We start from the raw sequence: 23,187 nt of genomic DNA, 5'->3' as shown, positions 1-23,187 counted from the left end.
AGCCGGGTCACGTTGCCGTGACCCGGCTACCCGACTAAATCGCCCCAAGCTGGTCCACCGGGCCCTTACGAGCCGGCGGTGGCCGCCTCCAGGGTGGTCGCCATGACCGGGCTGGTGAAGGTGTTCGTCGCGTCCCCCGAGGAGGGGTGGTAGGAGCCCCACTTGAGATAGTTGCGGTCACCGTCCCAGGTGGTGCCCTTGAACGTACCCGAGCCAATGGTGAAGGTCTGCTTCACGCCGTCGAACCAGAAGTCGATGGTGCCGTCGGTACGGCCCAGGCGGATCTTCAGCGCGTAGGCGTGCCACTGGTTGTTGGCAGTCGGCGAGGTCCACAGCGTGTGCGCGACGTGATCGGTGTCCCACTCCTGGAGGCGGATGCGCCCGGTCGTTGCGTCGATCTCGATCGGGTGGTTCGCCGTGTCGGTGCTCGGCGTGCACTTGAGCTGGAAGACGTACCGGCTGTTCGAGTCCTTGATGTCCACCTTGGACGACCAGCCCAGGTAGAAGGTGTCGCCCTCCTTCAGGTCGGGGCTGAGCGTCTCGCAGCGCTCCTCGCCCGCGGCCTGGAACGCCCGCCACACACTGCCCTTGGCGGAGTCCTTGACGACGCGGAAGTCGCCCGACGCGCACTGGACGGCAGCGAAGGAGGACGGTCCCCTGCTGGTGCTCGGGGTCCACAGGACCTTGCCCGTGACGGCCGCGGAGCCGCTGGCCACGGCCGGGCCGCAGGAGATCGCGAGCGTGGTGGGGCCACGACGCCGACGACGGTCTTGCGGTGCTGAGACAGAAGCGACATCTGTCTCCCTGATGAATGAGCGGCCGGAACGGACGCCGTCCAGGCCGGTAGGCCGCGGGCGCCGTTGCGGGGCTCCGCGGTGGGGGTTGGTGATGCCGCCGAGCACCCCACCGAGCGGTAGGGGCTGCGCGGCGCCGGCCGCCGGGTCATTTCGACGCCGCCGGAACGGTCACCGGCGACGAGCCGCCGGGCACCAGCAGGTGCGGCGTCCCGCTGCCGTCCGCCGGCACGCTCCAGACATCGGTGCCATTCCCGTCCTGGGCCGGCAGCGCGTACCCGAGCGTCTCCCCGTCGAGCCAGGCCGCCTGGTCGTCCACGCTGCGCGACTCGGCCAGCGGGTGCTCGCGCAGTCCCGCCAGTTCCAGGACGTGGAGCCGCCAGGGCGCCGCCGGGTCGGCCGAGACCTTCTTCTTGAAGGCGATCCGGGTACCGTCCGGCGAGAGCGAGGGACACTCGACGTTCTCCCGCAGTGTGCGGGCCGACCACGCCCGGAGGTCGCCCTCGACCAGGTGGGTCCGGCCGCCGGTCGAGACGGTGGCGTAGAAACGGTTGTCGTCCGAGGCGAAGTTGACGCCCCAGTAGTTGACGTCAGCGGCGTGGTAGCGGGCACCGTCGACGGTCAGCGGGATGGACTCGACCGACTTGACCAGGTAGCCGGTGCGCAGGTCCAGGATCGACGTCCGGGTGGAAAAGGTACCCGCCGCGTAGGAGTCCCCCACGGCGAAGGTGGTCCAAGAAAGCAGTTGCCCGGAGGCCGACACCCGGGCCCGGTTCGGGATCCCGGGCACCGTCACCGTCTGGAGCTCGGTGAACCGCCGGTCGTACACCACCGCTTGGGTGCGCGCCGGGGTGCCGGGCAGCGCCCGCAGGCACAGGGCCCGGTCTCCCCCGGCGTGGAAGCGGACACAGGACGGCCCGTCCGGCACCCCCGGGCTGCGGGCGACCCGCCCGATGGCGGTGTCCCGGTAGTAGAGCCCGGGCTCGTCCAGGGTGAACGAGTTCTCCGCGGCAACGAGCCGCTGCCCGCCGTTGCGCTGCCGGGCGTGCAGCACGTACCCCAGCGAACCGCCCAGCAGTACCAGAGCGGCTGCGATCAGCACCACTGGACGCGCCTTCACGAGGCCTCCCCCTCCGGCAGGATCCGCCATGCTGCGACGAGTGCGGCGGCCAGCCCGAGTGCGGCCACCGACAGGGCCGGGCGCGGCCCCCACCACGTCCAGGCCGCACCGAAGCCGGCCGCACCGACCAGCCGGGCAAGCGCCTGGCCGGTCTGCAGCACCGCGAGGCCGCTCGCGCGGCCGTCGAGCGGCAGCACCGGCCCGGCCAGTGCCATCAGCACGCCGTCCGTGGCGGCGTAGAAGACGGCGAGGAGTACCAGGACGAGTACGGCGGCCGGCCATCCCGGCGGGGCCATCAGGGTGAGGTAGGCGGCGAGCAGCGCGGCGTGCCCGCAGAGGAACGGAATGCGCCTCCCGGTCCGGTCCGCGATCCGGCCCGCCGGTACGGCCAGCAGCAGGTAGCCGGCCGCAGCGCCGAGCGGCAGCAACGGGAAGAGCAGGGGCGGCAGGTCCAGGCCGCGTTGGAGCAGAAGGTAGAGGAAGGAATCGCCGATCGTCACTGCCCCCAGTAGCGCGGCGGCCGTGACGACCCGCCGGAACACCGGATCGCCGAGTGTCCTGCTCCTCCTCCTTCCGGTGGGCGTTGACTCGGCGGCCGCTACCGCCGCCCCGGCCACCCCGGCCCCCGCCCCGGCCCCGGCCACCCCGGCCCCCGGCACCGCCCCCGCCGGGACGAACAGGACCAGCACCAGCACGCCGAACAGCCCGATGGCGAAGCTGACCGCGAAGACCGCGTCGTACGCGTCCGCAGTCGCCCACAGCACCGCGAACGCGACCAGGGGTCCGAGCAGCGCCCCCGTGGTGTCCATCGCCCGGTGTACTCCGAACGCCCGGCCGAGCGCCTCCGGCGGTGCGCTGAGTGAGATCAGCGCATCCCGCGGCGCGGTCCGCACGCCCTTGCCGAGCCGGTCGGCGGCCAGCGCGGCGGCGATCCCTCCGGCGGCTCCGCCGCCCAGCAGCAGCCCGAGCCGCGAGAGCGCCGAGAGCAGGTAGCCGGCCCCGGCGACCGTCCGGTGTCGGCCACCGCCGTGGTCGGCGATTCTGCCGCCGAGCAGCCGGACCAGCGCTGTGGCGCCGTTGAACAGCCCGTCGAGGAAACCGAATTGCAGTGGCGAGAGGCCGAGCCCCAGCACCAGGTAGAGCGGCAGCACGGCGGTGACCATCTCCGAGGAGACGTCGGTGACCAGGCTGACCGCGCCGAGGGCGATGACCGTGCCGGGGACGCGCCGCCCCGTCCCGGCGGGGTGGGGCGGCGCGTCCGTACGGCGGCCGGTGGTGGCCAGGTACATCATCAGTGGCAGCTGTACTTCGGGCCGGTGTCCTTGACCTGGCCGTCCGTTCCGACGTAGGTCCAGCCGTAGCCGGAGTCGGTGAAGTCCAGCTTCAGCACGCCGTAGTCGCCGCTGATCCGCTTCTGGCTGTTCGGCTGGACCTGCTCGATCGGGTACGGCTCGGCACCGCCCATCCCGCCGACGATCTCGACGATCCCGTCCGCGGTGGCCTTCCCGTCCGGGTCCTGCGGGGCGAACCGCTCGTAGTGGTGATCGTGCCCGTTCAGCACCAGGTCTGCCCTGGCTCCGTAGAGTATCTTCCACACCGGCCGGGAGACCGGGTCGTTGCCGTGCCCGCCCGAGGAGTACAGCGGGTGGTGCCAGTAGGCGGCGATGCACTTCTTCGCATTGGCCGCCAGGTCGGCCCTGAGCCAGTCGATCTGAGCGCTCTGGTCGAAGGCGTTGGAGTCCAGTGCGACGAAGTGCCAGTTGCCCTCGTCGAAGCTGTACCAGCTCTTTCCCTGCGGGTAGGCGATGCTGCCGAAGTACGCCTTGTACCCGGCGTACGACCCCGCCGGGTCGTAGGTCTCGTGGTTGCCCGGCACCGGGTGGGTCTTCGCCCTGAACGCCCCCCAGGTCTTGTCGTAGTAGTTCCGGAAGTCCGCCAGCCGGGCGTCGTCGTACTGGTTGTCACCCATCGTCAGGTAGAACCTCGGGTTGATCCGCTGGGCCAGCGCGGCCGTCTTCGGATGCGCACAGCCGCTGTCCGAGGCGGTGCACTGCGCGGCGATGTCGCCCGCCGCCACCACGGTGAACGCCCCGCCCGGAGTGGTCCCGGTCGGTGACGGGCCGGTCGGTGACGGACCGCCGTCCGGTACCCCGTACACCTGCATCTCGAACAGCGAGTACCCGTACGACGTCCCGCGCGCCGTCCCGTACATCCGGACGTATCGGCCCCTGGCGCCCAGCCCTGGCCAATCGTCCGTCCCGCCGTTCCCGGCCTTCTCCTCCGCCACCGTCGTCCAGGTCACCCCGTCCGCCGACACCTCCACCCGGTACGCCTTCGCGTAGGCGGCCTCCCAGCTCAGCTTCACCCGCGAGATCCCCGCGCTCCCTCCAAGGTCCACCAGCAGCCACTGCGGGTCCTCTCCCTCCGCACTCGCCCACCGTGTGGAGGCGCTCCCGTCGAACGCCTTCCCCGCCGCGTACGACGACCCCTCGGTGGACGAGGCCGTCGCGGCCTTCCCCTGCGAGATCAGCGGATCGCCCGCCGCCCCCGCCCGCTCGGACCAGCCGAGCAACAGGCCGCCGAGCAACGCGAGCACAGCGGCGAATACTCCGACACGAACAGGCCTTGCCGAGACACCCAGACGCATCCCTGACTCCATGACCTTGAGAAACGGCGAGAGCTGGACTCCGGTCCACACCACACGAACTCACCGGCAAGCGGCGTCACACCGCCGCGGCGGCCGGGTCAGAGCTCTCACTGAGCGCGTCACGCCCCTCCTGCACGGACGCCGCGCCAAGCCGCCAGCCGACAGCATAATAGAAAGTAAAGTTCCCTATCAATAGTGCGGCGACACCGTCCCGCCGCCCGCATCGTCCCGACACCCGGCCCGAGTGCCATACAGGACAGCTTGGTTGACTGACCGTCATGATCCATCGCCGCAGACCGTTCCCGGTGTGCCGCGACGAGATCGCGGTACCAGGCGTACGAGGCCTTCGGCGTGCACGCCGCACTGGCCGACTTCGTCCGGCGCGACTCCGGCCGGGCCCTCGCCGACTTCGCCAGTAGGCCGCGCCAAGGCACCCCACCAGAAGGTCGAGACGGCCCGGCCTTCACCCAACACCCGGAACTCATGCTGGTTACCCGCCGTCGGATTCCAGAGGCCCCGCTTCCACGCCCCGGTCACACAGTGACGAAGTCACCCATCATCGCCATGTCCTCATGCTCCAGGTTGTGGCAGTGAAGCATGAACGTCCCCACGTGGTCGGTGAACCGGACGGCAAGCTCCACGGCCTCGGCCGGGCGCAGGTCGACGGTGTCCTTCCAACCCGCGTCGAAGGGACCGGGCGGACCTCCGTTGCGGGAGAGGACTTGGAAGTGGTTCAGGTGCAGATGGACGGGGTGGTGGAAGTCGGTGACGAACCGCCAGATCTAGGTGGTGCCGAGCCTCGGCCGGGCCAGTGCGCGGCCGGGCGAGTAGGGCATGCCGTTGATGGTCCAGCCGTGTTCCGGGCTCTGTTGGAAGAGAAAGGCACGGGTGGCCACCGCCGCGTCAGGGTTCAGCCGCTCGACGGTGCCGAGAGGGTCCGGCACCCACAGCGGGTCCGAGCGACTGCTCAGTGTGCCACCCCCAGCGCGATTTTACCGCTCGGAGAGACCGGAGACGGCCGGTCCGCAGGGGCCTCCGCGCGGAGCTTGACGAGGTAGCGGGTGAAGCCGTCGGGGACGCCTGCTGTGGTGTGAGTGGCGCGCAGGCGACGGAGCAGCTTGATCGCTCGCTCGTAGCGGTACTTGCCGGTGTCGGCGAGCTGGGCCTGAATCAGGTAGCCCCGGCGGTCGCGTTCGGCGACGGCGACCACGGCGGCAGTGGCGGTTGCGGGGAGGCCTGCGAGTTGCAGAGGTGACGTAGTCGGGTTGAGGTGAGCGGTCGGGTGGACCCGATCGTGGCGGACGCCAGCCCTGGAACGCCCCAGCATAGCGGCACTGCCACGTCGACGGCGGCCGTTTGGCGCATGCGCCAGCCGTTGGGGTCGAACGGTCATGGGCGGGTGTCTCCGGTGTCCGGGGCTGGTGGACAATGCCCGGATGATGGAGAACGATGACGTCCTGGCCAGGGTCTTGGAGCTGCGGGCGGCGGGGAGCGGGCCGAAGCAGATCGCGAGGGCGCTCGGCCTGCGCCCTGCGCAGGCGAGTGCGTTGCTGCGACAGGTGGCCGAGTGCCGGACGGCAGGGACGGCCCCGGCCGATCGGCCGGTGGTCGGGTGCTGGGTGAACGCGGGCTGGAGCGCCGGCCTGGGGCTGGCCGCCGTACCCGCGTGGGCGGAGGCCGACCCTCCCCCAGCCTCCGGCCGGGGGTACCCCCAGGCCTCCGACGATACGGAGACCAGCGGGTTCGCCCAGGTGCTGGTGGCCCGTCAGGAGCGTGCCAGCAGATTGACGGTGTGCGGGTTCCTGGTCGACGTCTACTGCCTGGGCGTCAAGAACACCGTCGAGCCGGAGGTCATCGGAGCCGGCTCACTCCTTTCGTACCTGCGCCGGTACTACTCGGCCTTCGACCAGCCGCCGTTGAGCATCGAGCTCGACCAGGCCCGCACGATCGTCCACGGTGCGGTCGCGTACGCGCGTTCCCTCGGTTTCACGCCCGCACCGGGCTTTGCGAACACCGCCCCTTACCTCGGGCCTGTGCGAGGCGATGAGCCCGCGATCGTCTTCGGCCGCGGGGGGAAGCCGTTCTACGCCTCCGGCCCGTACGACGACGCCCGGCACATCGTCCGCACCCTGGAGCAGTCCTGCGGCCCGGACGGCTTCCACTACACCGTGGCGATGGGACAGCTGTGAGCATCGACCACCAGCTCGAGGACCGGCAGGAGAAGGAGCGCCGGATCCGTGTCACCGAGCACGAGGCGCAGGCCAACCTGGCCACAGTGCTCCAGCTGTGCGCGACGGGCAAGCTGCGCTGCAGCGAGAAGACCCGCAGGCCGAGCGCGGCCGCCGTCGCCGCGATCGTCGAGGTCCTCGACGGCGGCGACTTCTACGAGCACGAGGCCATCGCCGCCTTCGCCTGGCCGCTACTCCTCCAGGCCGGTGGCCTGGCGACCCTCGCCTCCGGCAGGCTCACGCTCACCCCGCGTGGTCGCACCGCCCTCGCCAAGCCCGCGCACGAGACCATCGCCGCCCTGTGGCACCGCTGGCTGAAGAACACCCTGCTGGACGAGTTCTCCCGGATCGAGGAGATCAAGGGCCAGCGCGCCGCGAACGTGCTCACCGCCGTCCGACCGCGCCGCGAGCTCGTCGGCCAGGCGCTCGCCGCCCGCACAACCGGCCAGTGGATCGCCATGGACGACCTGTTCGCCCAAATGCGCCGAGCCGGCCAGGACCCCGTCATCACCCGAACCGAACGCGCCCAGTGGAAGCTGTACCTGGAAGACCCCCAGTACGGAAGCCTCGGCTACGACGGCCACCACGACTGGTCACTGCTCCAAGGACGCTACACGCTCGCCGTGCTCTTCGAGTACGCGGCCGTCCTCGGCCTGATCGACATCGACTACGTCCCGCCCACCGGAGCCCGCACCGACTACCAGCACAACTGGGGCGGCGACTACCTCGACCAACTCAGCCGCTACGACGGCCTGCTCGCCCTGCGCCTCAACCCACTCGGCGCCTACGCCACCGATCAAGCGGCCACCTACACCCCCAGCCCCAAGCCCCAACCGGCAACCCCGGCCGGCCGGATCACCGTCCTGCCGAACCACGACATCGCCGCCCTCGACGGACTGGCCCCCGGCGACGCCCTGCTTCTGGACGCCTTCGCAGACAAGACCAGCGACCGTGTCTGGAGCCTCACCCACCGCTCCCTGCTCAAAGCCGCCGACGCCGGACGCGACCTCACCGAACTGCGTCGCTACCTGGAGTCGGCAAGCCGGCATCCGCTGCCGCAGACCGTCACGACGCTCCTGGACGACGCCGCTCGCCGCCTCGGCCAGGTCCGCGACACCGGCCCGGTCCACCTGATCGAATGCGCGGACGGTGCCGTCGCCGCTCTCCTGGCCGGGGACCGGCGCCTGCGTACCCTCGTGACCCGGCTGGGGGAGCGCCATTTCGCCGTCCCCGCCGAACGGCTCGCCGCCTTCCGCAAGGCCGCTCTGGCCCAGGGGTACCCGCTGGAACAGGTCCGATGACCAGGCCGCCGCGCTCGGACTCGACTGGCTCTGATCGCACACTCTCATCGCCACCCCACCTCCCCCGCTGTCGGAGGTGGGGCGGCACAGTGATGAGGATTCGTGAAAATGGCCCACGCGCACGCGCTACTTCTCCTGATGCGTCATCGCCTCGCGCACAGTTCTGGCGCGCTCGGCGAGAGACGGCAGGTCGTCCGTGTTGGCACCGCTGCGGTAGTCCGCAACGCTCCCGATGGTGGTCCCGCTCTGGTCGGCCCAGGCGCAGGCCGGCACCAGCCCCTTCTTGTTGCCCGCACACTTGAGGTAGCCGCCCAGCGGGCCTGGCGGGAACACCGTGTACCCGGCCGGCGAGGACCCGTGCTCGGGTACCGGGTCGTCCTTGGGGTCCGCGCCGCCCAGGAGGCGATCCAGCTCTCCGACCGGGCTCGCGAAGGAGCCCGTGGCGCCGACCACCAGGAAGTCCGGCTCGTCGCTGCCGGGCAGGCTGTAGCCGGTCACGAAGTGTTCCCGGTAACGGACTTTTGTGGGAAGGTTCGGGAACAGCTCCTGGTCCAGCAGCGCGTAGCGCCCGCCGCTGTCCGGTTCACGGGTCAGCTCACCGATGGTCTGCGGCGGATCCAGTCGGTAGCGCTTCAGGTCGTCCTGCCCGGGCCTCGTCGCCAGCACCCCCGCGACCAGGAGCACGCACGCTGCCCCACCACCCGCTTTGATCCACGTCGCCCGCCGTACACGCTTCCACCAGGGCGACACGGGCGCGGCCGGCTCGGCCCAACGGGCCTTCAAGCGGTCCGCGGCGCTCTCGTCGGCGGCCTGCGAGCCACCCTCCTCGACAGCGAGTGACGGAGAACCACCCGTACTGATATTCGACATGGGGCAAACAATGGCCATCAGGCCCCGGTCGGTCAAATACAGCTCCACTACGGCTCGTTCCGAACAAACCGGGGTGGCCGCCCGAGGCATCCCTCCGCAGCACGGCAGGCGAACAGGCCAGCAGCACGGACATCTCCGCCCTCACGCAGGCCATTTGTGACCCGTGCTGGGCGCAGCCATGGCCGATGTCGCCAGCATGTGGACCAACGCCGCGCGCTGGACCTGGTCGTGCAGTTCACCGACGACCAGCGTGCGCAGCTCGCCGTGCAGGAGGAGCGGGCGCTGGGTGAGGTCGCGGCCGGCCCGCCGAAGGAGCGCGGCGGCGGGTGGCGGCTCCGGCTGGGCTGACGCGGCCGGCTCAGCGCGTGGGCGATCCCGCGGTGATGAGCTGCTGTTTTCATGCCGCGGGTCCGCAACTGACCACTCCGGCACCGACCTACGTCACGGTCACCCTGGAGCCGGACACCACCGACACGGTCTCGCCCCCCGCTTCGACCGGCAGCCGGTAGCCGCGGCCCGCCCGGCCCCTGCTGCTTCCACACGCCGTCTATCGTGGGCGGGCCGGGTCGCTCATGCGGGTGACACGGGGCCCAGCAGCTGGTGCCGCTGACCCGTGTTGTGGGGTACTGGGCGGATGCGAACCAGCAGGACGGCCGCTGTCGGGGCCCTGCTCGCCCTTCTCACCGCGGTGCCGGCCCGAGCGGCGACGGCGTCGCCCGCACTCGGCACGCGCCGCACAGCCGGCGTCGTGGCCCCTGAGGTGCTCTGGCGTCAGGTGGTGCTCGACCGGCTTGCCGACGCCGCTCTCGGGGTGCCCGAGCACCGGCGCGCGCAGGTCCCGGGCTACGCCGGGCACATTGTCGACCCGCAGGAGGGTCGACTGACGTTGTACTGGCACGGGGACGTGCCCGAGCGCGTCACCGACCTGCTGGCGCACACCCCGCCGGGGGTCACGGCCACGGTCCGGCGGGCGCCCTACACCCTGCGGCAGCTGCGCGAGGCGCGGGACCGGCTCGTGGCGGCCGCGGTGCGCGGCGACGCGGGCGCGGTGTGGAACTCGGCCGGGCCTACGGCGGACGGGACCGGGCTGGTTGTCGGCTACACCCCGGGCACTGCACATCGGGACGGTGCTCGCGCGCGCGAGCAAGTCGCCGCTCGCGCTGCCGAGCTCGCGGGTGTCCCCGTCGACGCTGCCCCGGCCGCCGCTCCCACTGCCACGGCGACCCGCCACAGCGACGCCAACCCCTGGAGCGCCGGCGCCGAACTCACCTCCCCCGCCAACGCGTTCTGCAGCAGCGGGTTCGGTGCCTGGCGCGGCAAGACCGCCGTCCTGCTCACCGCCGCGCACTGCGGCACTTCCGGCACCTACAAGACCGGCACAGGGGCCGTCATCGGCTCGGTCTCCGATGCGGACACCGCTCTCGACGTGGCCGTGATCAATGTCAACGGCACTCCGTCCGGGCGTTTCTACGACGGCGCCTGGAACAACGCGTCGGGCTACTCCAAGCGGACCTTCGGCGCCGGGCACAACAACGTCGGAGGACTGGTGTGTGACAGCGGGGCCATGTCCGGCGTGCACTGCGGTCTGAAGATCACCAAAACCGAGTACGCCGCCAACGTCGAGGGCACCTGGCACACCGACATGGACATCGCCGAGCGCACCGACGACAGCACCATCGCCGTGGCCCAGGGAGACAGCGGCGGGCCGGTCTTCGCCAGCATCAACGGCGGTGAGGACATGCAGGCCAGAGGCATCGCCGTTGCCGGTGGTGGCAACAGGATTGTTTGCGGGGACACAGCTGTCCGGACAACCTGCTACGACACCCTCCTGTACACCCCGATCTCGCCGGTCGTCGACAAGTTCGGCCTCTCCATCGCCTGACAGCATGAAAGAAGGGCACGCCCGTGGACGTTGCACTCACCGGCCGGCTCCTGGTCACCGTCTCCGTCCTGGCCGTCGCATGCGGCGCGGCCGCCGCCCAGCCCGCCGGACCGCGGGGGCAGTCGCTGGCCGACCTCCAGCAGGCCATCTACAACGCCGGCGTCGGCCCGGCCACCTGGCACGTGGACACCGTCGGTGCCCACCCCGGTGACAGGGTGCAGACCGTCGAAGTGATCGGCGACCTCAACGACGCCCGCCGCGCCCTCGACCAGCGCTTCCCAGGTCGGACACGGGTCGTGCGCGGCCACATCACCTCCGACCTCGTCTTTCGACGCGGCCACGACTACCAGCTCGAAGGCGACCTCCAGGCACTCAATCAGCCCGGCTTCGCGGTCTTCCAGACCGGCGCCGCGCCGGACGGCCGCACCACCGTCGGCGTCGTCGGCGACCTCACCGCGGCCCGCACCTACCTGGCGACCCACTACCCCGGCCGCACGACGGTCCACGGCAACACTCCCTGACCGGACCGGCATCGACCCGGGCTCGCGGCCCCGCCCGCTCTGATCGCGCAGCAGCAGGAGAAATGAAGCCGGAGACGTGCCCGGCGGCCCTGGCCGCCAGGCACTGCTGTGCTCCCCGGCGCGCCGAACCGGGGCCCGCCTGGGCCCCGGCCGGCTGCGGACCGCGCTGGCCGGCAATGCCGGGCCTTCTCCCGTTTCGTAGTCAGCGCCGCTGGACGCTGAAGCCGCTGTCGTGGAGCGCAGCATTCCACTGGTCCCGGTCGAACCACTTGGTGATGTCAGGGGGCAGCCCCGTGATCTGCTTCACCCGGTCATTCCGGCCGTGGCCGGAGGGTCCGCGACTGCCCTCGCACCCGTCACATCCGTCCTCACCGTGGATGTGGCCGGCCATCCACGCATTGACCGCCACGTTGTCGACGGGGTTGCGGGGCACGTCCGGGAGGTGTTGCGGGGGTCCACGGCGATCACTTCCCGTCCGGCGCTTTCGGCCTTGGCGCGCAGGAACGTGAGGAACACCCCCGGGCGTACTGCATCACAGGGGCGGGGCCGACGCGGACATCGATGGCCGTCACGGTGCCGGGGCGCAGCTGGTCGAGAGCGGTGAGGATGCGGCGGTGGGGGCGGAGAGGGGCGGCCCAGGCCGGGGGGTCGGCGGATGACGCGGAGGCGGCGACCTCACCCTGGACGACGTTCTTTCCGGCCACCACAGCGCCGAGGACCAGGCCCTCCTCGGCGAGCCGGCCGACCTCGCCAGCTACTCGACGCGGGGTGCCACTGCCCAGCTCTCCCCCTTCGTCCGTCACCACATCAACATGTTCGGCCGGTACTCCTTGCAGCTCCCCGACCTGCCGGCGGCATGCGGCCCCTGCGTCCCTGGACGCCGACGACGCGGGGTGATTCCACGGGGCACAGCTGGGCCGGATGGCGGAGACGCACACGGCGTGAGAGCGAACTGGAAGGGAACCTCCCCCTGAAGGAACTTTTCCGGCAACCCAGAACCAGGAGCGGAGACGAGCGATGGCCACCATGATGGACGAGGCCCGAGCCGGTCTCTCACGACCAGCGAGTATCCGGCTGCCGGGCATCGTGCTCGGTGTGGGGATGGGCGGCTTCCTCGACGGCATCCTGCTGCACCAACTGCTGCAGTGGCACCACATGCTCTCCAGCACCAACGAGGACCACATCGGCGTCAAGTACTACAACCCCCACACCGTCTCCGGCCTGGAGATGAACACCCTGTGGGACGGCATCTTCCACACCGTGTGCTGGCTGGCCGTCCTCCTCGGCCTCGCCATCCTGTACTCGCGGGTCACCCACAACCGGCTGCGGGTATGGACCTCCCGGGTGCTGTGGGGCTGGATGCTCGTCGGCTGGGGCCTGTTCAATCTCGTCGAAGGCGTCCTGGACCACCACATCCTCGGCATCCACCACGTCTACGCCGGAGACGGCCAGGTCTGGTGGGACATCGGCTTCCTCGTCCTGGGCGCCCTGCTGGTCGCCGGCGGCTACCTGCTCCAGCGCAGTGGCCAGCCCTTCGACCCCAACTCCCCCACCACGCGCGAGGGCCGACGAGCCTGATGGACCACGACATGCCCGCACACGGGCACGACGCGGGCAGCGGCCTCCTGGAGTGGCTGCTGCCCGTCCTCGCCCTGCTGGCCGCCGCCGGCGCCTACCTGCTGCTCGCTCACCGGGCACGCCGGCGCAACCCGGTTTTGGGCTGGAGCCGATGGCGGACCGCATGGTGCCTGACCGGTATCGCCCTACTTGGCGCCGCGCTACTGCCGCCCGTGGCCCGCTTCGCACACCAAGACTTCCGCGGGCACATGACCCAACACATGCTCATCGGCATGTACGCGCCGCTCGCGCTCGTCCTGGCCGCCCCCGTCACCCTCCTCCTGCGCACCCTGCCCACGGCCCGGGGACGGTGGCTGACCACCGTGCTGCACAGCCCGCCTGCCCGCGTGGCCGCCCATCCGGTGGTCGCGCTGGCACTTTCTGCGGGCAGCCTCGCGGTCCTCTACTTCACCCCCCTCTACAATGCGACCACGAACAGCCACCCAGCACACTGGCTGATGCACGCGCACTTCCTGCTGTCCGGATGCTTGTTCGCCTACGTCATCGCCGGCCCCGACCCCGCCCCCACGCGGCCGGGCGTACGCGCCCGGCTGGTCTACCTCGGCATCGCGATCGCCGCTCACGCCGTCATCTCCCAGCTGATGTACGGCGGCTTCTGGGCCAACATCCACGCCCCCATCGACCAGGTCCAGGCAGGCGCCGAGATCATGTACTACGGCGGCGACATCGCCGAACTACTGCTGGCAGCCGCTCTCGTCGCCACCTGGCGCCCCGACCGCCGACGTGGGGTCTGTACGGTTGGCTGGACACACCCGCCGTCCCCGGCCTGGACGACGTCGGTGCCGACGGCGGCGAGGGCGGCGACCCACAGCGGTCGGTCGTTGTCGCCCGCGCGGGCGGAGGTGGGGCCGGGGGCCGGGTCGGGCTCGGTGCGGTGGCGCTGGTCGCGCATCCGGCGACCCTGCCCGGCGTCCCCTTCGCCGTCTTTCACCGCCGGGTCCAGGCCGGGCAGGCGGGCTCGTGCCAGGTGGTTCGGACGACGCCCCCGCCCGGGGTGAGGTGCTCGCTCGACCAGGTCCGGCAGCACCCTCCGCCGGGCCGGACGGGGCCGGCGGTCTGGCGGTGCGGACCGGAGCAGCGGGGGCGGCGGGCGCGGCCGGACGGCGTCGGCGACGGCTGCCCCGGGGCGGACAAACTCACCACCGCCCCGGGGCAAAACTGCCCAGTGCAGGCCAGCGGGGGTGCCCAAACTCCCCCGGCGCAGGTCAGCGGCCTGCGGCGGGGTGAGGCGGGGTCAGGAGCGGCGCCACCAGACGCCGCTCCGCAGACACCCTCCCCGCCTCGACCGCCGGCTCGCGCTCGATGCGCGGAGGAGGCACCCGGAATCAGCGGGCGAGGGTCACGGTCAGCATCTCGCCGGGGCAGCCGGCCTCCAGCCGCCCCATAGTCTCGCGCTCCCGGGCGTCCACGCGGGCCTGCTGCGTGAAGTTGGGGCGCTTGGAGACCAGGCCCGTCTCACGGCCTCGAACCGCGCGCCTGCCGGGCCTTCAGGGAGGATGGGCAGCTCACGCGGCCCGGCCTCGACCACCAGACGCGGCGCGGCAGCGACCGAAGCGACCGAGGCCTCCGGGACAACCGGCGCAGCGGCGGCGGGACCGATGGGGGGCGGTGGGGACGGGCTGCTCGGCGACGGCTCGGTCCTCGACCGGGGTCGGGGCTTGGGCCGGCTGCTCGAGTACGGCGGCAGGGCGAGTCAGGACCGGGGCCACCGCGACCGCCAGCTCGACGACCGGCGCGGCCGCCGGTGCCAGCGCCTGGACGGGCGCAACGGTGGCGGCCTGGTCGTCGGCCTTGGCGGCGCGGACGGCGGCCGGAGTCGGGTCCAGCAGCGGGGCGATCCGCACGACGTCGCCCACCGACAGGCCCGAGCCCTTCGCGATGGCCGACGCCTGGGCGCCCTCGTACCCCGCGGCCCGGCCACGCGGCGCGAGCGCTGGGCGGTGAGCTTGTCCAGCTCCTTCTGCGCAGCTGCGACCTGCTTCTCCGCGGCCGTGATCTCGGTGCGCAGCTCGCGCAGACCGGCGAGCTCGGCGGTGTACGTCTTGCGGTCCATCAGCGGGTCACTCCCCCTCGGCGGCGGTGGCGGCCCGGTCGGCGGTGGCGGCCCGGTCGGCGGTGCCGGTGGTGGCATAGGCGATCGGACCGCCGGACACCGACGGCAGGCGGGTGCCGAGCAGCAGGCCCGTCAGGCGGGCGTCCTCGGCGTCAGAGCCGCCACGGTCCCAGCTCTTCACGCTTCGTCATACGTCGGCGGCCCGGTCAGGGTTTACCAGGTGGACGCGGAGAGAGGCGCGGTCCGTCGGTAGTCCGGCTCTGCGCAACCGTGTGATCTTGTTGCCGATGTTGCCCCAGCAGTCGTCCTTGGCAGCGATGGCGTTGACGAGTCGGTGCTGAGCGTCGGTGAGGGCCGCCTCGCCGGCGTTACCGTCGGGGAAGGCACGCAGCATGAACGGTCCCCAGTCGCGTTCGACGGTGAAGTCGTTGGCCATGGGCATCAGAGCCAAGGTAGCGTCGAGGATTCCCTCCAGGGTTGTGGTGCGGGCGAACAGGGCCTCGAGGAGGGTGAAGCGGAACCAGCCGCCAAGCTCGACAAAGCCGGACTGCCCCTGACGTCGGTAACCGGGCGAGTCCGGCTACCAGCCGCGCTGTTCCTTCCACCTCCGCTCGAACGCCTCCAGGCCGTCGCGGCCGAGCAGGTGCCGGTACCGACCGGTCGGGTACAGGCACGAATCCGTCTCGCAGACGGCGGACAGCCTCGCAAGACGCTCGGCGAGCTCCGCCGGGTCGATCCGAAGTCGCTCGCACAGGCCGCCGTGCACGGCGGCGATGGCCGAGCCGATCTCGCGCGATTCCTCGTCGTAGGTGCGCCAGTCCTGGCTCAGCACCCCGGCGAGGTAGTCCCAGCGCTCCGCGGTGTACTCGACCGCGTCCAGCAGCTCCACCGACGGCGGACGCGGCATTCCGGCCCGACTCGAACTCGTATGCACTTGAGAGGCCCGCGCCCGCGCTTCCAGGGGCATACTGGCCGGAATGACAAAATCTTCAGCAGGTCGCCGCCCCCTGCCCACCAGCCCCTTCAAGCCTCGGACAAAGGCGCCGCCCAAGCACTTCGCCGTCGGCGACCGGGTCACCCATGACAGGTACGGCCTCGGCCGAGTCATCGACGTCGAAGGTGACGGCGACATCGCGGTACTCGTCGACTTCGGATCACGGCAGGAACGCATCACCCACCCCTACACCACGATGTTCAAACTCTGACCCCGGACCCCCGGCGCTCGGCAGATTGCGCCACGCAGCACGCAGGCGGAGCACGCCGAGCGGGACGGTGGGACATCGTGCCGGTGTGACGTCGAGGGGGTGCGCTCCGACCGAGAACCACACGGCCGGCGGTCCCCACGTGCCGGGCCGGACGCCACAGCCGCCGGTGTCCTCGCCGTACCGCGAGGACACCGGCCACAGCTGCGCACGGGCTGCGGCCGGCGCATCGGAGCGGAGGGCGTTCACGGTCAGCCACCACTCCGGACCACGGAGTGGCACCGACGATGAGGTGAAGGTCGTCACCAGCGACAACCCCGCCGTCGCCGCCAAGGTCTGCCGCGACCTGGGACTGGCCGAAGGCGGCGCGCTGACCGGCACCGACCTCGACGCAGTCGACGAACCCCAACTCGCCGCAGCCATCGCACACACCACCGTCTTCGCCCGGGTCACCCCGGAGGACAAGGCCCGCATCGTGCACGCCCAACGGCACGGCGGCCGCGGGGTCGCCTTCCTCGGCGACGGCGTCAACGACGCACTCGCCCTGCACGCGGTCTACATGGGAATCTCGGTCGACTCGGCCACCGACGTCGCCAAGGACGCCGCCGACGTCATCCTGCTGGAGAAGGACCTCAACGTGCTCGCCGACGGCGTCGCCGAAGGGCGGAGGATCTTCGCCAACACCATCAAATACGTGCTGATGGGCACCTCCAGCAACTTCGGCAACATGGCCTCCGCCGCCGGCGCCTCGCTGTTCCTGCCCTTTCTGCCGATGCTTCCGCCTCAGATCCTGCTTAACAACCTGCTGTACGACACCACCAGCTGGCCATCCCCACCGACAACGTCGACGAGGAGCAGTTCCGCCGCCCCTCGCACTGGGAACATCGGCTTCATCTGCCGCTTCATGCTCTACTTCGGTCCGTTCAGCTCGGTCTTCGCCTTCCTCACCTTCGGGGTGATGCTCGGGGTCTTCCACTCCGGACCCGAGCAGTTCCGCTCCGGCTGGTTCGTCGAGTCCCTGGCCACCCGGACCCTGGTCATCTTCGCGATCCGTACCCGCCACATCCCGTTCTTCCGCATCCATCCCAGCCTGCCGCTCACCCTCGCGGCCCTCGGTGTCGTCACCGTCGGCACGCTCATCCCCGCCACGCCCGTGACCGCTACACTCGGCTTCCATCCCCTGCCGGGCGCGTTCTTCGCCGCGCTCGTTGGCATGGTCATCGGCTACCTCGCCCTGGTAGAGGTCGGCAAGCGGATCTTCTACGGCGCCGCTCCCGCCGTGCCGGGTGGGGCCCGTTACAGCAGTCGCCGCCACCCGCGCCGCCTACTTCACCACAGCCGGACGCCGGCACAACCGTCCTCCGCCGAACCATGACACACGGCCCCCGCCCCAGGAAAAGGCCGTTCCCCGCATCGCTGCGGGGAACGGCCTTCCGGCCTGCGTAGACGTAGCGCCGACCAGGGCAGCAGGATCTGAATCCACGCCCCCCGACCCCCATTCACCCTACGATCTTCCCGCCGAAAAGGCGGACATTTTTTCGATCACGGGTCGCAGAGCCAGGGATCCTGCCTCAGTGATCTGCATATTCGCCTCCTCGCGATCGTCCTACCGGTAACTCCTACCGGCACCTTCCAGGATACTCCGCATTGCGAGAATTCGAGCCCGCCGTACACATGAATCAGTATTTGAAAAAAATAGGGGAAATGCTGCTGCAGCGTACGCCGATCTACGTGGAGGCAAGGCAGGGAAGCCCGTCGAGCAGGACTGTTGCAAAGTCCGGTGATCTCGTGAGGTTGTGCAGGGTCGCCATGTTCTCGGGTCCACGGCCGGTACGGATCTTCGAGGCGTCCTCGGCGAAGGTGGTGTCGCGGACGAAGTGCAGCCGGTTCTCGATGGTCCGTTGCGACCTGGCGAGTTGGCCGAGGCGCTGGGGCGAGGCCTGGTGTGAGGTCAGGTCGGTGATCGCGTAGATGGTCTGGCGGCTGACCGCGCCGGTCTTGAAGTCGGTACGGTAGCGCAGGATGCGGACGGCCTGGACCGCGTGGGGGAAGTCCAGACCGAGGTCGGTGACGGTGAGGGCCCTGGTCACGCGGGTCTCCTTGCGGCCGTGGCCCATCTCGCGGTCGTAGCGGCGGGCGGTGACGTCCTTCCACGGCAAGGACCGGAGCCTGCGGTGCAGTTCGGGCTGGTTGCCCTTGACCACCAGCAGGTAGTGGGCTTTCTTCTCCTCGACCAGGAATCGGACGTGGCCGCGCTGGGTGTGCAGGGCATCGGCCGTGACCCGTGATTCCGGTCAGGTCGTAGGGCTCCGGCAGCGCGGTGAAGCAGGTGATCTCATTGGTCTTGTCGGACACCCGCAGCTGGGTGACGGTCCGGCCGTCGCCGGTCATCGCGGCCAACAGGTGAGCGGCGGGCGAGGTGCCGTTTCGGGAGCCGCGAGTGGCTTTGCCGTCCACGGCGATCGAGTCCGAGCCGACCGGATCGGCGCCGGTCAGGCCGGCCGGACCGCCTGGGCAGACCAGGCCGATGACTCGCCGGATCGTGGCGACGCTCGGTGCGACGCGAACGCCCAGCGCGCCCACGACCCTGGCGCCCAGCCGGGCCAGGGCGTGTTGCGGAGCGTTCGCGGACCACTGACCGATGGCCGCGTACGAGCGCGCACCGGCGACCACCGCTGAGCCCGAATCCACCGGGCTGTGACTGACGTGGGGACGGGATGACGCAGAGCGGCGGCACGCTATCAGAGAGCCAGCCCGTGGGCGGCAAGGAGCACTGCGGGCCCGTGCCGACCGACACCCTGGACGCTACGGCTGCAGACCGTGCGTCTGGGTCCGATTCAACAAGTCAGGAGCTTGGGCAAGAAGCCCCCGTCACTGCTCTGTCCGCCCGCCCGACCGGCGTGTGCTGCCTCCTGAAGCTTCCGGAAGGACAGCACCACCATCATGACCGATCAGCCCCGCGACGTCTTCGGCGGCGTCGACACCCACACCGACACCCACCACGCGGCCGTCGTCGACGCCCTGGGCAGGCACCTCGCCGATGCCCAGTTCCCCACCACCAGCGAGGGCTACCACGCCCTGCTGGCCTGGCTCCACTCCCACGGCACCGTGAGCGTCGTGGGAGTGGAAGGCACCGGCTCCTACGGCACCCAACTCGCCCGAGTCCTGACCGCGGCCGGCCTGACCGTCTTCGACATCAACCGACCCGACCGGCGAATACGCCACCGGCAGGGCAAGTCCGACCCGATCGACGCCTACGCCGCCGCGCAGACCGTCGCCGCCGGCCGCGCCGACATCGTGCCCAAAGCCCACGACGGCGCCGCCGAGTCGCTTCGCGTCCTGCACAACGCCCGCACCTCCGCCGTCAAGGCTCGCACCCAGGCGATCAACCAGATCCGCAGCCTACTCATCACCGCCCCCGACGCCCTGCGCGCCCAACTGCGCGGCCTGGCCACAGCCGACCTGATCGCCATGTGCAGCCGCCTCCGGCCGGCCGACGACCTGGCCCACCCCGGCGGCCGCAGCGAAGTTCACCCTGCGCCGCCTGGCCCGCCGATACCTGGATCTGGACCGCGAAATCGCGGACTACGACGCCGAGTTGACATCACTCGCCACCCAGGCCGCCCCTGACCTCGTCGCCGTCAAGGGTGTCGGCCCCGAGACCGCCGCCCGCTTGCTGGCTGCCGTGGGCGACAACCCCGAACGTCTGCGCTCGGAGGCGGCCTTCGCCCACCTGTGCGGCGTCGCCCCCATCCCCGCATCATCCGGTCGGCGGGACCGCCACCGTCTCAACCGTGGCGGCAACCGGTCCGCCAACGCCGCCCTCTACCGCATCGTCGTCGTCCGGATGCGGCACGACCCGCGCACCCGCGACTACACCGCCCGCCGCACCGCACAGGGACTCCAGAAGAAGGACATCATCCGCTGCCTCAAGCGCTACGTAGCCCGCGAGGTTTTCAGGGCCCTGACCTGCGCAGACATCCCCAGAATCGACCTCGCACAGGCCGCTTGACAGACGATAGGAGCATCTCCGGCGGTTCAGGACGACTTGGGAAGGTCACCCCGTTCAACCGGAGCTTCGACGCGTTCGTGACGGGCCAGGCCCCGACCCTGCATCGCTATGACCTACGGACTCACACGCTCACCAGGACTGTTGAAACGGCCCTGGCCCGTCGAGGAAGAGGCTGCTGCAAGGAAGCCGAGGTGTCCATGGCGGAATTCGCACGGGAGAACCGTACGGCTGCGGCGGGCCGGCCGGTAGGGTTCGGCGAGCGGCTGCTGGACCAGGCTCACGAGATGCCGCCCCCAGCTCATCGGTCCGTTGGTGGCGGAAGGGGTGGGGTACGCGCGATCGGTGGCCGGGACGTCTCGATCCTCCTGCAGGACTACGGCCAAGTCATCCTGGTACCGCTCCCGGGCAGAGGACTCACCGTCGGGGATCCGGTACCCATCGACGGTTCCCGGGCCGGCGAGGCGTTCCGCCATGCCGCCCCCGCCGAACACCCACAGGCTGACGGCACCTCGCCGGCGACAGCCTGGACTACGCCCTCAATGACGACATCCTGCATCTGGCCATGATCGATGCGATGGGCCACGGCTTGAACGCTGTCGTGCTGGCGACCGTCACCGTGGGCGCCTACCGGCATGCCAGGCGCGCCGGTGTCGGGCTCGCCGAACTGTATGCGTTCATGGACGCCGCCATCGACCGACAGTTCGGCCCCGACCACTTCGTCACAGCGCAGATGATGCGACTCGACATCGGAACGGGCCACCTTCAATGGGTCAACGCCGGCCACCCCGCGCCCCGCTGATCCGCGACCACCGGGTCATCCAGGCCCTGGACGGCCCCGGAACCCTGCCGGTCGGCGTCGGCGGTGACACACCGCAGATCACCACGCGGCAGCTCCGGCGCGGCGACCGGGTGCTGATCCACACCGACGGCCTCGTCGAGGAACACAAGACCGGAGGAGAGCAGTTCGGTGAGGAACGCCTGATCGCCGCCATCGAGCGCGTCGGGCCCGCCAGTGGCGGGGTGCAGGAGATGGTGCGGGACCTCTCCCACGCCCTGATGCGGGAGAGGGGTGGGACCACGGCCGATGACGCGAGCCCCTTCGTGGTCGAGTGGCGCGGCGGCACCGCCGATCACCTCGCCATGCCAGAACAGTAGGCGGCCCCTCAGCAGGGACCGGCCGCAGCCCCGCCCAACAGAACAGCGCACACACCATTCGGTCGAACGCTTCCTGCGACTCGCCGTCGCGCACGGATCAGGCCAACGAACTGGCCGTCGACAGCGACGGCCCCTCGAAGCTCGAGCGGGTAACACCACTGTCAGCCCCCTGCTCACCCGGGGCCCGGCTGTGGCCGGAGTACGGTGGAAGAACCCACCGTCCATGGCCAGTGGACAGCTGCGGTGCCCTGGCGGCGGTAGCCAGGTCGTCCACAAGCGAGCCCGAGGCAGGTGTTCGACATGACCGCGACCTTCGATCCCACCGCTGCCGACCCACCGGGGCCGGAACCGGCGGTCCGCCTCTCCCTGACACCCGAGGGCGCCACCCGGGGCCGGCTGGACGGGGCCTGGTGGCCGCACTCGCACGACCTCCTGCGTGAACTCCCCCCGCTGGCGGCGGCACTGGACCCCAAGTGGGGGAAGGTCACCCGTGTCACCGTGAATCCGACGCACTGGCCGGTCATCCCCCGGCGGGTCCCGGTCGCAGGCCACGTCATCCACGTCGGGTGGTTCGAACAGGAGCAGGACGCGGACGAGGTGATGGTGTGCTCCTTCATCCCTCTGCGCCTGGAGCTCCTGGTGATTCCCCCCGAGGCCGAGGCCTCCGCCGCCGAGTGGCTGATGACAGCGGCGTCCGACCCGGCCAACACGCGCACCGGCACCGACCTCCTGACAGCCGCAGGTGTGCCGATCGCAGACCTACGGGCCGACGGGTGACGACGATCAGCGGCGGACGACACCATGCCGTTCGCCGCCGGGCCCGACCCTGACTTCCCGCCGTCGGCTCCCGCACCCGTCGGCACCACGGATCATGCAGGCAGAGCGCGGACATCGCCCGGGCATGCACCGCCGCGCGCCCAGATCATGCCTTGCTCCTCGGCAGCCTCGCAGTCGATGATCGGAGCCGTACCGCACGGAGGGACGTCCGGCGCAGGCACCGGTGATGCGGCGCGCCGCGCCCGTCCCTCTGGCCGCGACTGATCCCGCTACTCGCGCGACCACTCGGTTTCGGCCTGAGGCTCGCCGACCGAGTGTCGCCCCTCCCAGGCTCGGACCCTGATCGCCCGGGGGCCGGGAGCGGGGCTGGAGAGGGTGCGGACGAACACGTCCCGCAGGTGGTTGGCCGCCTGCTGGGGTGGCCCGTCGTATTCCAGGGGGTTCGGCATGGGAGCGCCGTCCTGCTGGGACCAGCGGCCGTCGTCGTCCTGGGTCTCGAGTATCCACCGGTAGTACCGCATCCTGGCCTCCCACTCCCGACGAGCCTGCGCCAGAACACGACCGTAGGGGCCGGACAGGCCGCCCGCGACCGGGGAGGCTTCCACCAGCACCGCCGCGCGGCCGGTTGTCGCGCCGAGTCGCCCGACCGGCACACCGGGCGAGTGCAGCGCACACGCCCCCGATAGGGAATGGGAGACGCCCACAGACCTCGGAGGTTGCTGGTGTTCAAAGCAGGTGACATCCGGGAATGACGCGGCCACGACCTGCTCGACGCCGACCGCCGTGCCCAGCATGTGACGGCCCGGCGTGTGCCTTGCCCCGGGCGGGGGACGCCATGCGTAACACTGTGTGCTGTGTCGAGTACAAGGCGGGGCGATGGCGATGCCCAGGAAGGCGGCGCGTCGAGCCCCCCACCCCAACAGTGGGCCCGCCCCCCCGCGCCACACGCGGGGGTGCCCCCCGGGGGGGGAGTTATGTGGGGGGGTG

At 70.8% G+C, this 23,187-nt stretch carries 23 protein-coding genes and 4 pseudogenes; 12 read left to right on the top strand and 15 right to left on the bottom strand.

From position 1 onward, the window contains the following. Nucleotides 1-65: 65 nt before the first annotated feature. The 7 genes from ACFU7Y_RS15320 to ACFU7Y_RS15290 form a co-directional block, all read right to left on the bottom strand. A complete protein-coding gene (locus ACFU7Y_RS15320) occupies nt 66-716 on the bottom strand; it encodes a heparin lyase I family protein (RefSeq protein ID WP_224276148.1) in 651 nt (216 codons plus the stop codon). Nucleotides 717-942: 226 nt separating this feature from the next. Next, nucleotides 943-1,944 (bottom strand): TolB family protein, encoded by a 1,002-nt coding sequence (locus tag ACFU7Y_RS15315; protein ID WP_380768212.1) that lies wholly within the window; start codon nt 1,942-1,944, stop codon nt 943-945. After that, the gene (locus ACFU7Y_RS15310; protein ID WP_380768217.1) at nt 1,911-3,203 is read right to left on the bottom strand and encodes an MFS transporter; all 1,293 of its coding nucleotides are present in this window, start codon (nt 3,201-3,203) and stop codon (nt 1,911-1,913) included. Before ACFU7Y_RS15310 ends, ACFU7Y_RS15315 begins: the two co-directional genes overlap by 34 nt. 2 nt (nt 3,204-3,205) lie before the next feature. Continuing rightward, nucleotides 3,206-4,510 (bottom strand): discoidin domain-containing protein, encoded by a 1,305-nt coding sequence (locus ACFU7Y_RS15305; RefSeq protein ID WP_224276137.1) that lies wholly within the window; start codon nt 4,508-4,510, stop codon nt 3,206-3,208. A 584-nt stretch (nt 4,511-5,094) separates the two neighbouring features. Further along, nucleotides 5,095-5,343, bottom strand: coding sequence for a multicopper oxidase domain-containing protein (locus ACFU7Y_RS15300; protein WP_380768216.1), 249 nt, complete (start codon nt 5,341-5,343; stop codon nt 5,095-5,097). Then, entirely contained in the window at nt 5,344-5,505 is a 162-nt protein-coding gene (locus tag ACFU7Y_RS15295; RefSeq protein ID WP_224276135.1) for a hypothetical protein, read from the bottom strand. A gap of 23 nt (nt 5,506-5,528) precedes the next feature. Further along, nucleotides 5,529-5,771: a hypothetical protein gene (locus tag ACFU7Y_RS15290; RefSeq protein WP_380768209.1), complete on the bottom strand. Its 243-nt coding sequence runs from the start codon at nt 5,769-5,771 to the stop codon at nt 5,529-5,531. 226 nt (nt 5,772-5,997) lie between these two features. On the opposite strand from ACFU7Y_RS15290, the gene ACFU7Y_RS15285 reads away from it, so the two are divergent. Both ACFU7Y_RS15285 and ACFU7Y_RS15280 read left to right on the top strand, forming a co-directional pair. Next, a complete protein-coding gene (locus ACFU7Y_RS15285) occupies nt 5,998-6,750 on the top strand; it encodes a hypothetical protein (RefSeq protein ID WP_224276130.1) in 753 nt (250 codons plus the stop codon). Then, entirely contained in the window at nt 6,747-8,090 is a 1,344-nt protein-coding gene (locus ACFU7Y_RS15280) for a helicase-associated domain-containing protein (protein WP_224276128.1), read from the top strand. Before ACFU7Y_RS15285 ends, ACFU7Y_RS15280 begins: the two co-directional genes overlap by 4 nt. Nucleotides 8,091-8,216: 126 nt before the next feature. Here the strand turns inward: ACFU7Y_RS15280 and ACFU7Y_RS15275 are convergent, their stop codons facing one another. Continuing rightward, complete coding sequence (locus ACFU7Y_RS15275; protein ID WP_224276126.1) at nt 8,217-8,774, bottom strand: hypothetical protein; 558 nt, start codon at nt 8,772-8,774, stop codon at nt 8,217-8,219. A 384-nt stretch (nt 8,775-9,158) separates the two neighbouring features. On the opposite strand from ACFU7Y_RS15275, the gene ACFU7Y_RS15270 reads away from it, so the two are divergent. The 3 genes from ACFU7Y_RS15270 (at nt 9,159) to ACFU7Y_RS15260 (ending at nt 11,363) form a co-directional block, all read left to right on the top strand. Beyond that, nucleotides 9,159-9,308 carry a hypothetical protein gene (locus ACFU7Y_RS15270; protein ID WP_224276124.1) on the top strand — a complete coding sequence of 50 codons (150 nt, stop codon included), beginning with the start codon at nt 9,159-9,161 and terminating at the stop codon, nt 9,306-9,308. A 286-nt stretch (nt 9,309-9,594) separates the two neighbouring features. Next, nucleotides 9,595-10,842, top strand: coding sequence for a S1 family peptidase (locus ACFU7Y_RS15265; RefSeq protein ID WP_224276122.1), 1,248 nt, complete (start codon nt 9,595-9,597; stop codon nt 10,840-10,842). Between the two features lie 23 nt (nt 10,843-10,865). Next, nucleotides 10,866-11,363 carry a hypothetical protein gene (locus ACFU7Y_RS15260; RefSeq protein ID WP_224276120.1) on the top strand — a complete coding sequence of 166 codons (498 nt, stop codon included), beginning with the start codon at nt 10,866-10,868 and terminating at the stop codon, nt 11,361-11,363. A 426-nt stretch (nt 11,364-11,789) separates the two neighbouring features. Here ACFU7Y_RS15260 and ACFU7Y_RS15255 read toward each other — a convergent pair. Continuing rightward, nucleotides 11,790-11,882, bottom strand: a pseudogene (locus ACFU7Y_RS15255) (zinc ribbon domain-containing protein); the annotation flags it as partial. 498 nt (nt 11,883-12,380) lie between these two features. On the opposite strand from ACFU7Y_RS15255, the gene ACFU7Y_RS15250 reads away from it, so the two are divergent. Continuing rightward, on the top strand, nt 12,381-12,941 hold the full coding sequence (locus tag ACFU7Y_RS15250) for a DUF2243 domain-containing protein (RefSeq protein ID WP_224276118.1): 561 nt from the start codon (nt 12,381-12,383) through the stop codon (nt 12,939-12,941). Next, nucleotides 12,941-13,723: pseudogene (locus ACFU7Y_RS15245) on the top strand (cytochrome c oxidase assembly protein); the annotation flags it as partial. The gene ACFU7Y_RS15250 and the pseudogene ACFU7Y_RS15245, both read left to right, overlap by 1 nt. Nucleotides 13,724-14,506: 783 nt before the next feature. On the opposite strand, the gene ACFU7Y_RS15240 reads toward ACFU7Y_RS15245, so the two are convergent. The 4 genes from ACFU7Y_RS15240 to ACFU7Y_RS15225 form a co-directional block, all read right to left on the bottom strand. Next, entirely contained in the window at nt 14,507-14,857 is a 351-nt protein-coding gene (locus ACFU7Y_RS15240; protein ID WP_380768208.1) for a hypothetical protein, read from the bottom strand. A gap of 204 nt (nt 14,858-15,061) precedes the next feature. Then, the gene (locus tag ACFU7Y_RS15235) at nt 15,062-15,235 is read right to left on the bottom strand and encodes a hypothetical protein (RefSeq protein ID WP_380768206.1); all 174 of its coding nucleotides are present in this window, start codon (nt 15,233-15,235) and stop codon (nt 15,062-15,064) included. A 6-nt stretch (nt 15,236-15,241) separates the two neighbouring features. Then, the gene (locus ACFU7Y_RS15230) at nt 15,242-15,496 is read right to left on the bottom strand and encodes a hypothetical protein (RefSeq protein ID WP_380768205.1); all 255 of its coding nucleotides are present in this window, start codon (nt 15,494-15,496) and stop codon (nt 15,242-15,244) included. Nucleotides 15,497-15,634: 138 nt separating this feature from the next. After that, entirely contained in the window at nt 15,635-15,961 is a 327-nt protein-coding gene (locus ACFU7Y_RS15225) for a hypothetical protein (RefSeq protein ID WP_224277038.1), read from the bottom strand. 70 nt (nt 15,962-16,031) lie between these two features. Here ACFU7Y_RS15225 and ACFU7Y_RS15220 point away from each other — a divergent pair, with 70 nt between their 5' ends. Continuing rightward, nucleotides 16,032-16,259 (top strand): hypothetical protein, encoded by a 228-nt coding sequence (locus ACFU7Y_RS15220; RefSeq protein WP_224277040.1) that lies wholly within the window; start codon nt 16,032-16,034, stop codon nt 16,257-16,259. Nucleotides 16,260-16,548: 289 nt separating this feature from the next. Beyond that, nucleotides 16,549-17,631, top strand: coding sequence for an HAD-IC family P-type ATPase (locus tag ACFU7Y_RS15215; RefSeq protein WP_380768203.1), 1,083 nt, complete (start codon nt 16,549-16,551; stop codon nt 17,629-17,631). A 352-nt stretch (nt 17,632-17,983) separates the two neighbouring features. Here the strand turns inward: ACFU7Y_RS15215 and ACFU7Y_RS15210 are convergent, their stop codons facing one another. Then, nucleotides 17,984-18,493 carry an ISAs1 family transposase gene (locus tag ACFU7Y_RS15210; RefSeq protein ID WP_380768214.1) on the bottom strand — a complete coding sequence of 170 codons (510 nt, stop codon included), beginning with the start codon at nt 18,491-18,493 and terminating at the stop codon, nt 17,984-17,986. Nucleotides 18,494-19,199: 706 nt separating this feature from the next. Between ACFU7Y_RS15210 and ACFU7Y_RS15205 the strand changes: the two are divergent. From ACFU7Y_RS15205 to ACFU7Y_RS15195, 3 genes and pseudogenes are all read left to right on the top strand, one after another. Next, nucleotides 19,200-20,268 (top strand): annotated as a pseudogene (locus tag ACFU7Y_RS15205) (IS110 family transposase). A 197-nt stretch (nt 20,269-20,465) separates the two neighbouring features. Then, nucleotides 20,466-21,423, top strand: a pseudogene (locus tag ACFU7Y_RS15200) (PP2C family protein-serine/threonine phosphatase). Nucleotides 21,424-21,723: 300 nt separating this feature from the next. Next, nucleotides 21,724-22,200 carry a DUF5994 family protein gene (locus ACFU7Y_RS15195; protein WP_380768201.1) on the top strand — a complete coding sequence of 159 codons (477 nt, stop codon included), beginning with the start codon at nt 21,724-21,726 and terminating at the stop codon, nt 22,198-22,200. A 269-nt stretch (nt 22,201-22,469) separates the two neighbouring features. Here the strand turns inward: ACFU7Y_RS15195 and ACFU7Y_RS15190 are convergent, their stop codons facing one another. Next, nucleotides 22,470-22,853 carry a hypothetical protein gene (locus tag ACFU7Y_RS15190; RefSeq protein ID WP_380768199.1) on the bottom strand — a complete coding sequence of 128 codons (384 nt, stop codon included), beginning with the start codon at nt 22,851-22,853 and terminating at the stop codon, nt 22,470-22,472. Between the last annotated feature and the right edge of the window lie 334 nt (nt 22,854-23,187).

Origin of the sequence: Kitasatospora sp. NPDC057542, from assembly GCF_042801945.1 — a bacterium.
Taxonomy (GTDB): Bacteria; Actinomycetota; Actinomycetes; order Streptomycetales; family Streptomycetaceae; genus Kitasatospora.
Note: the sequence above shows the minus strand (reverse complement) of the source record. Positions and strands in the feature narration are given on the sequence as shown.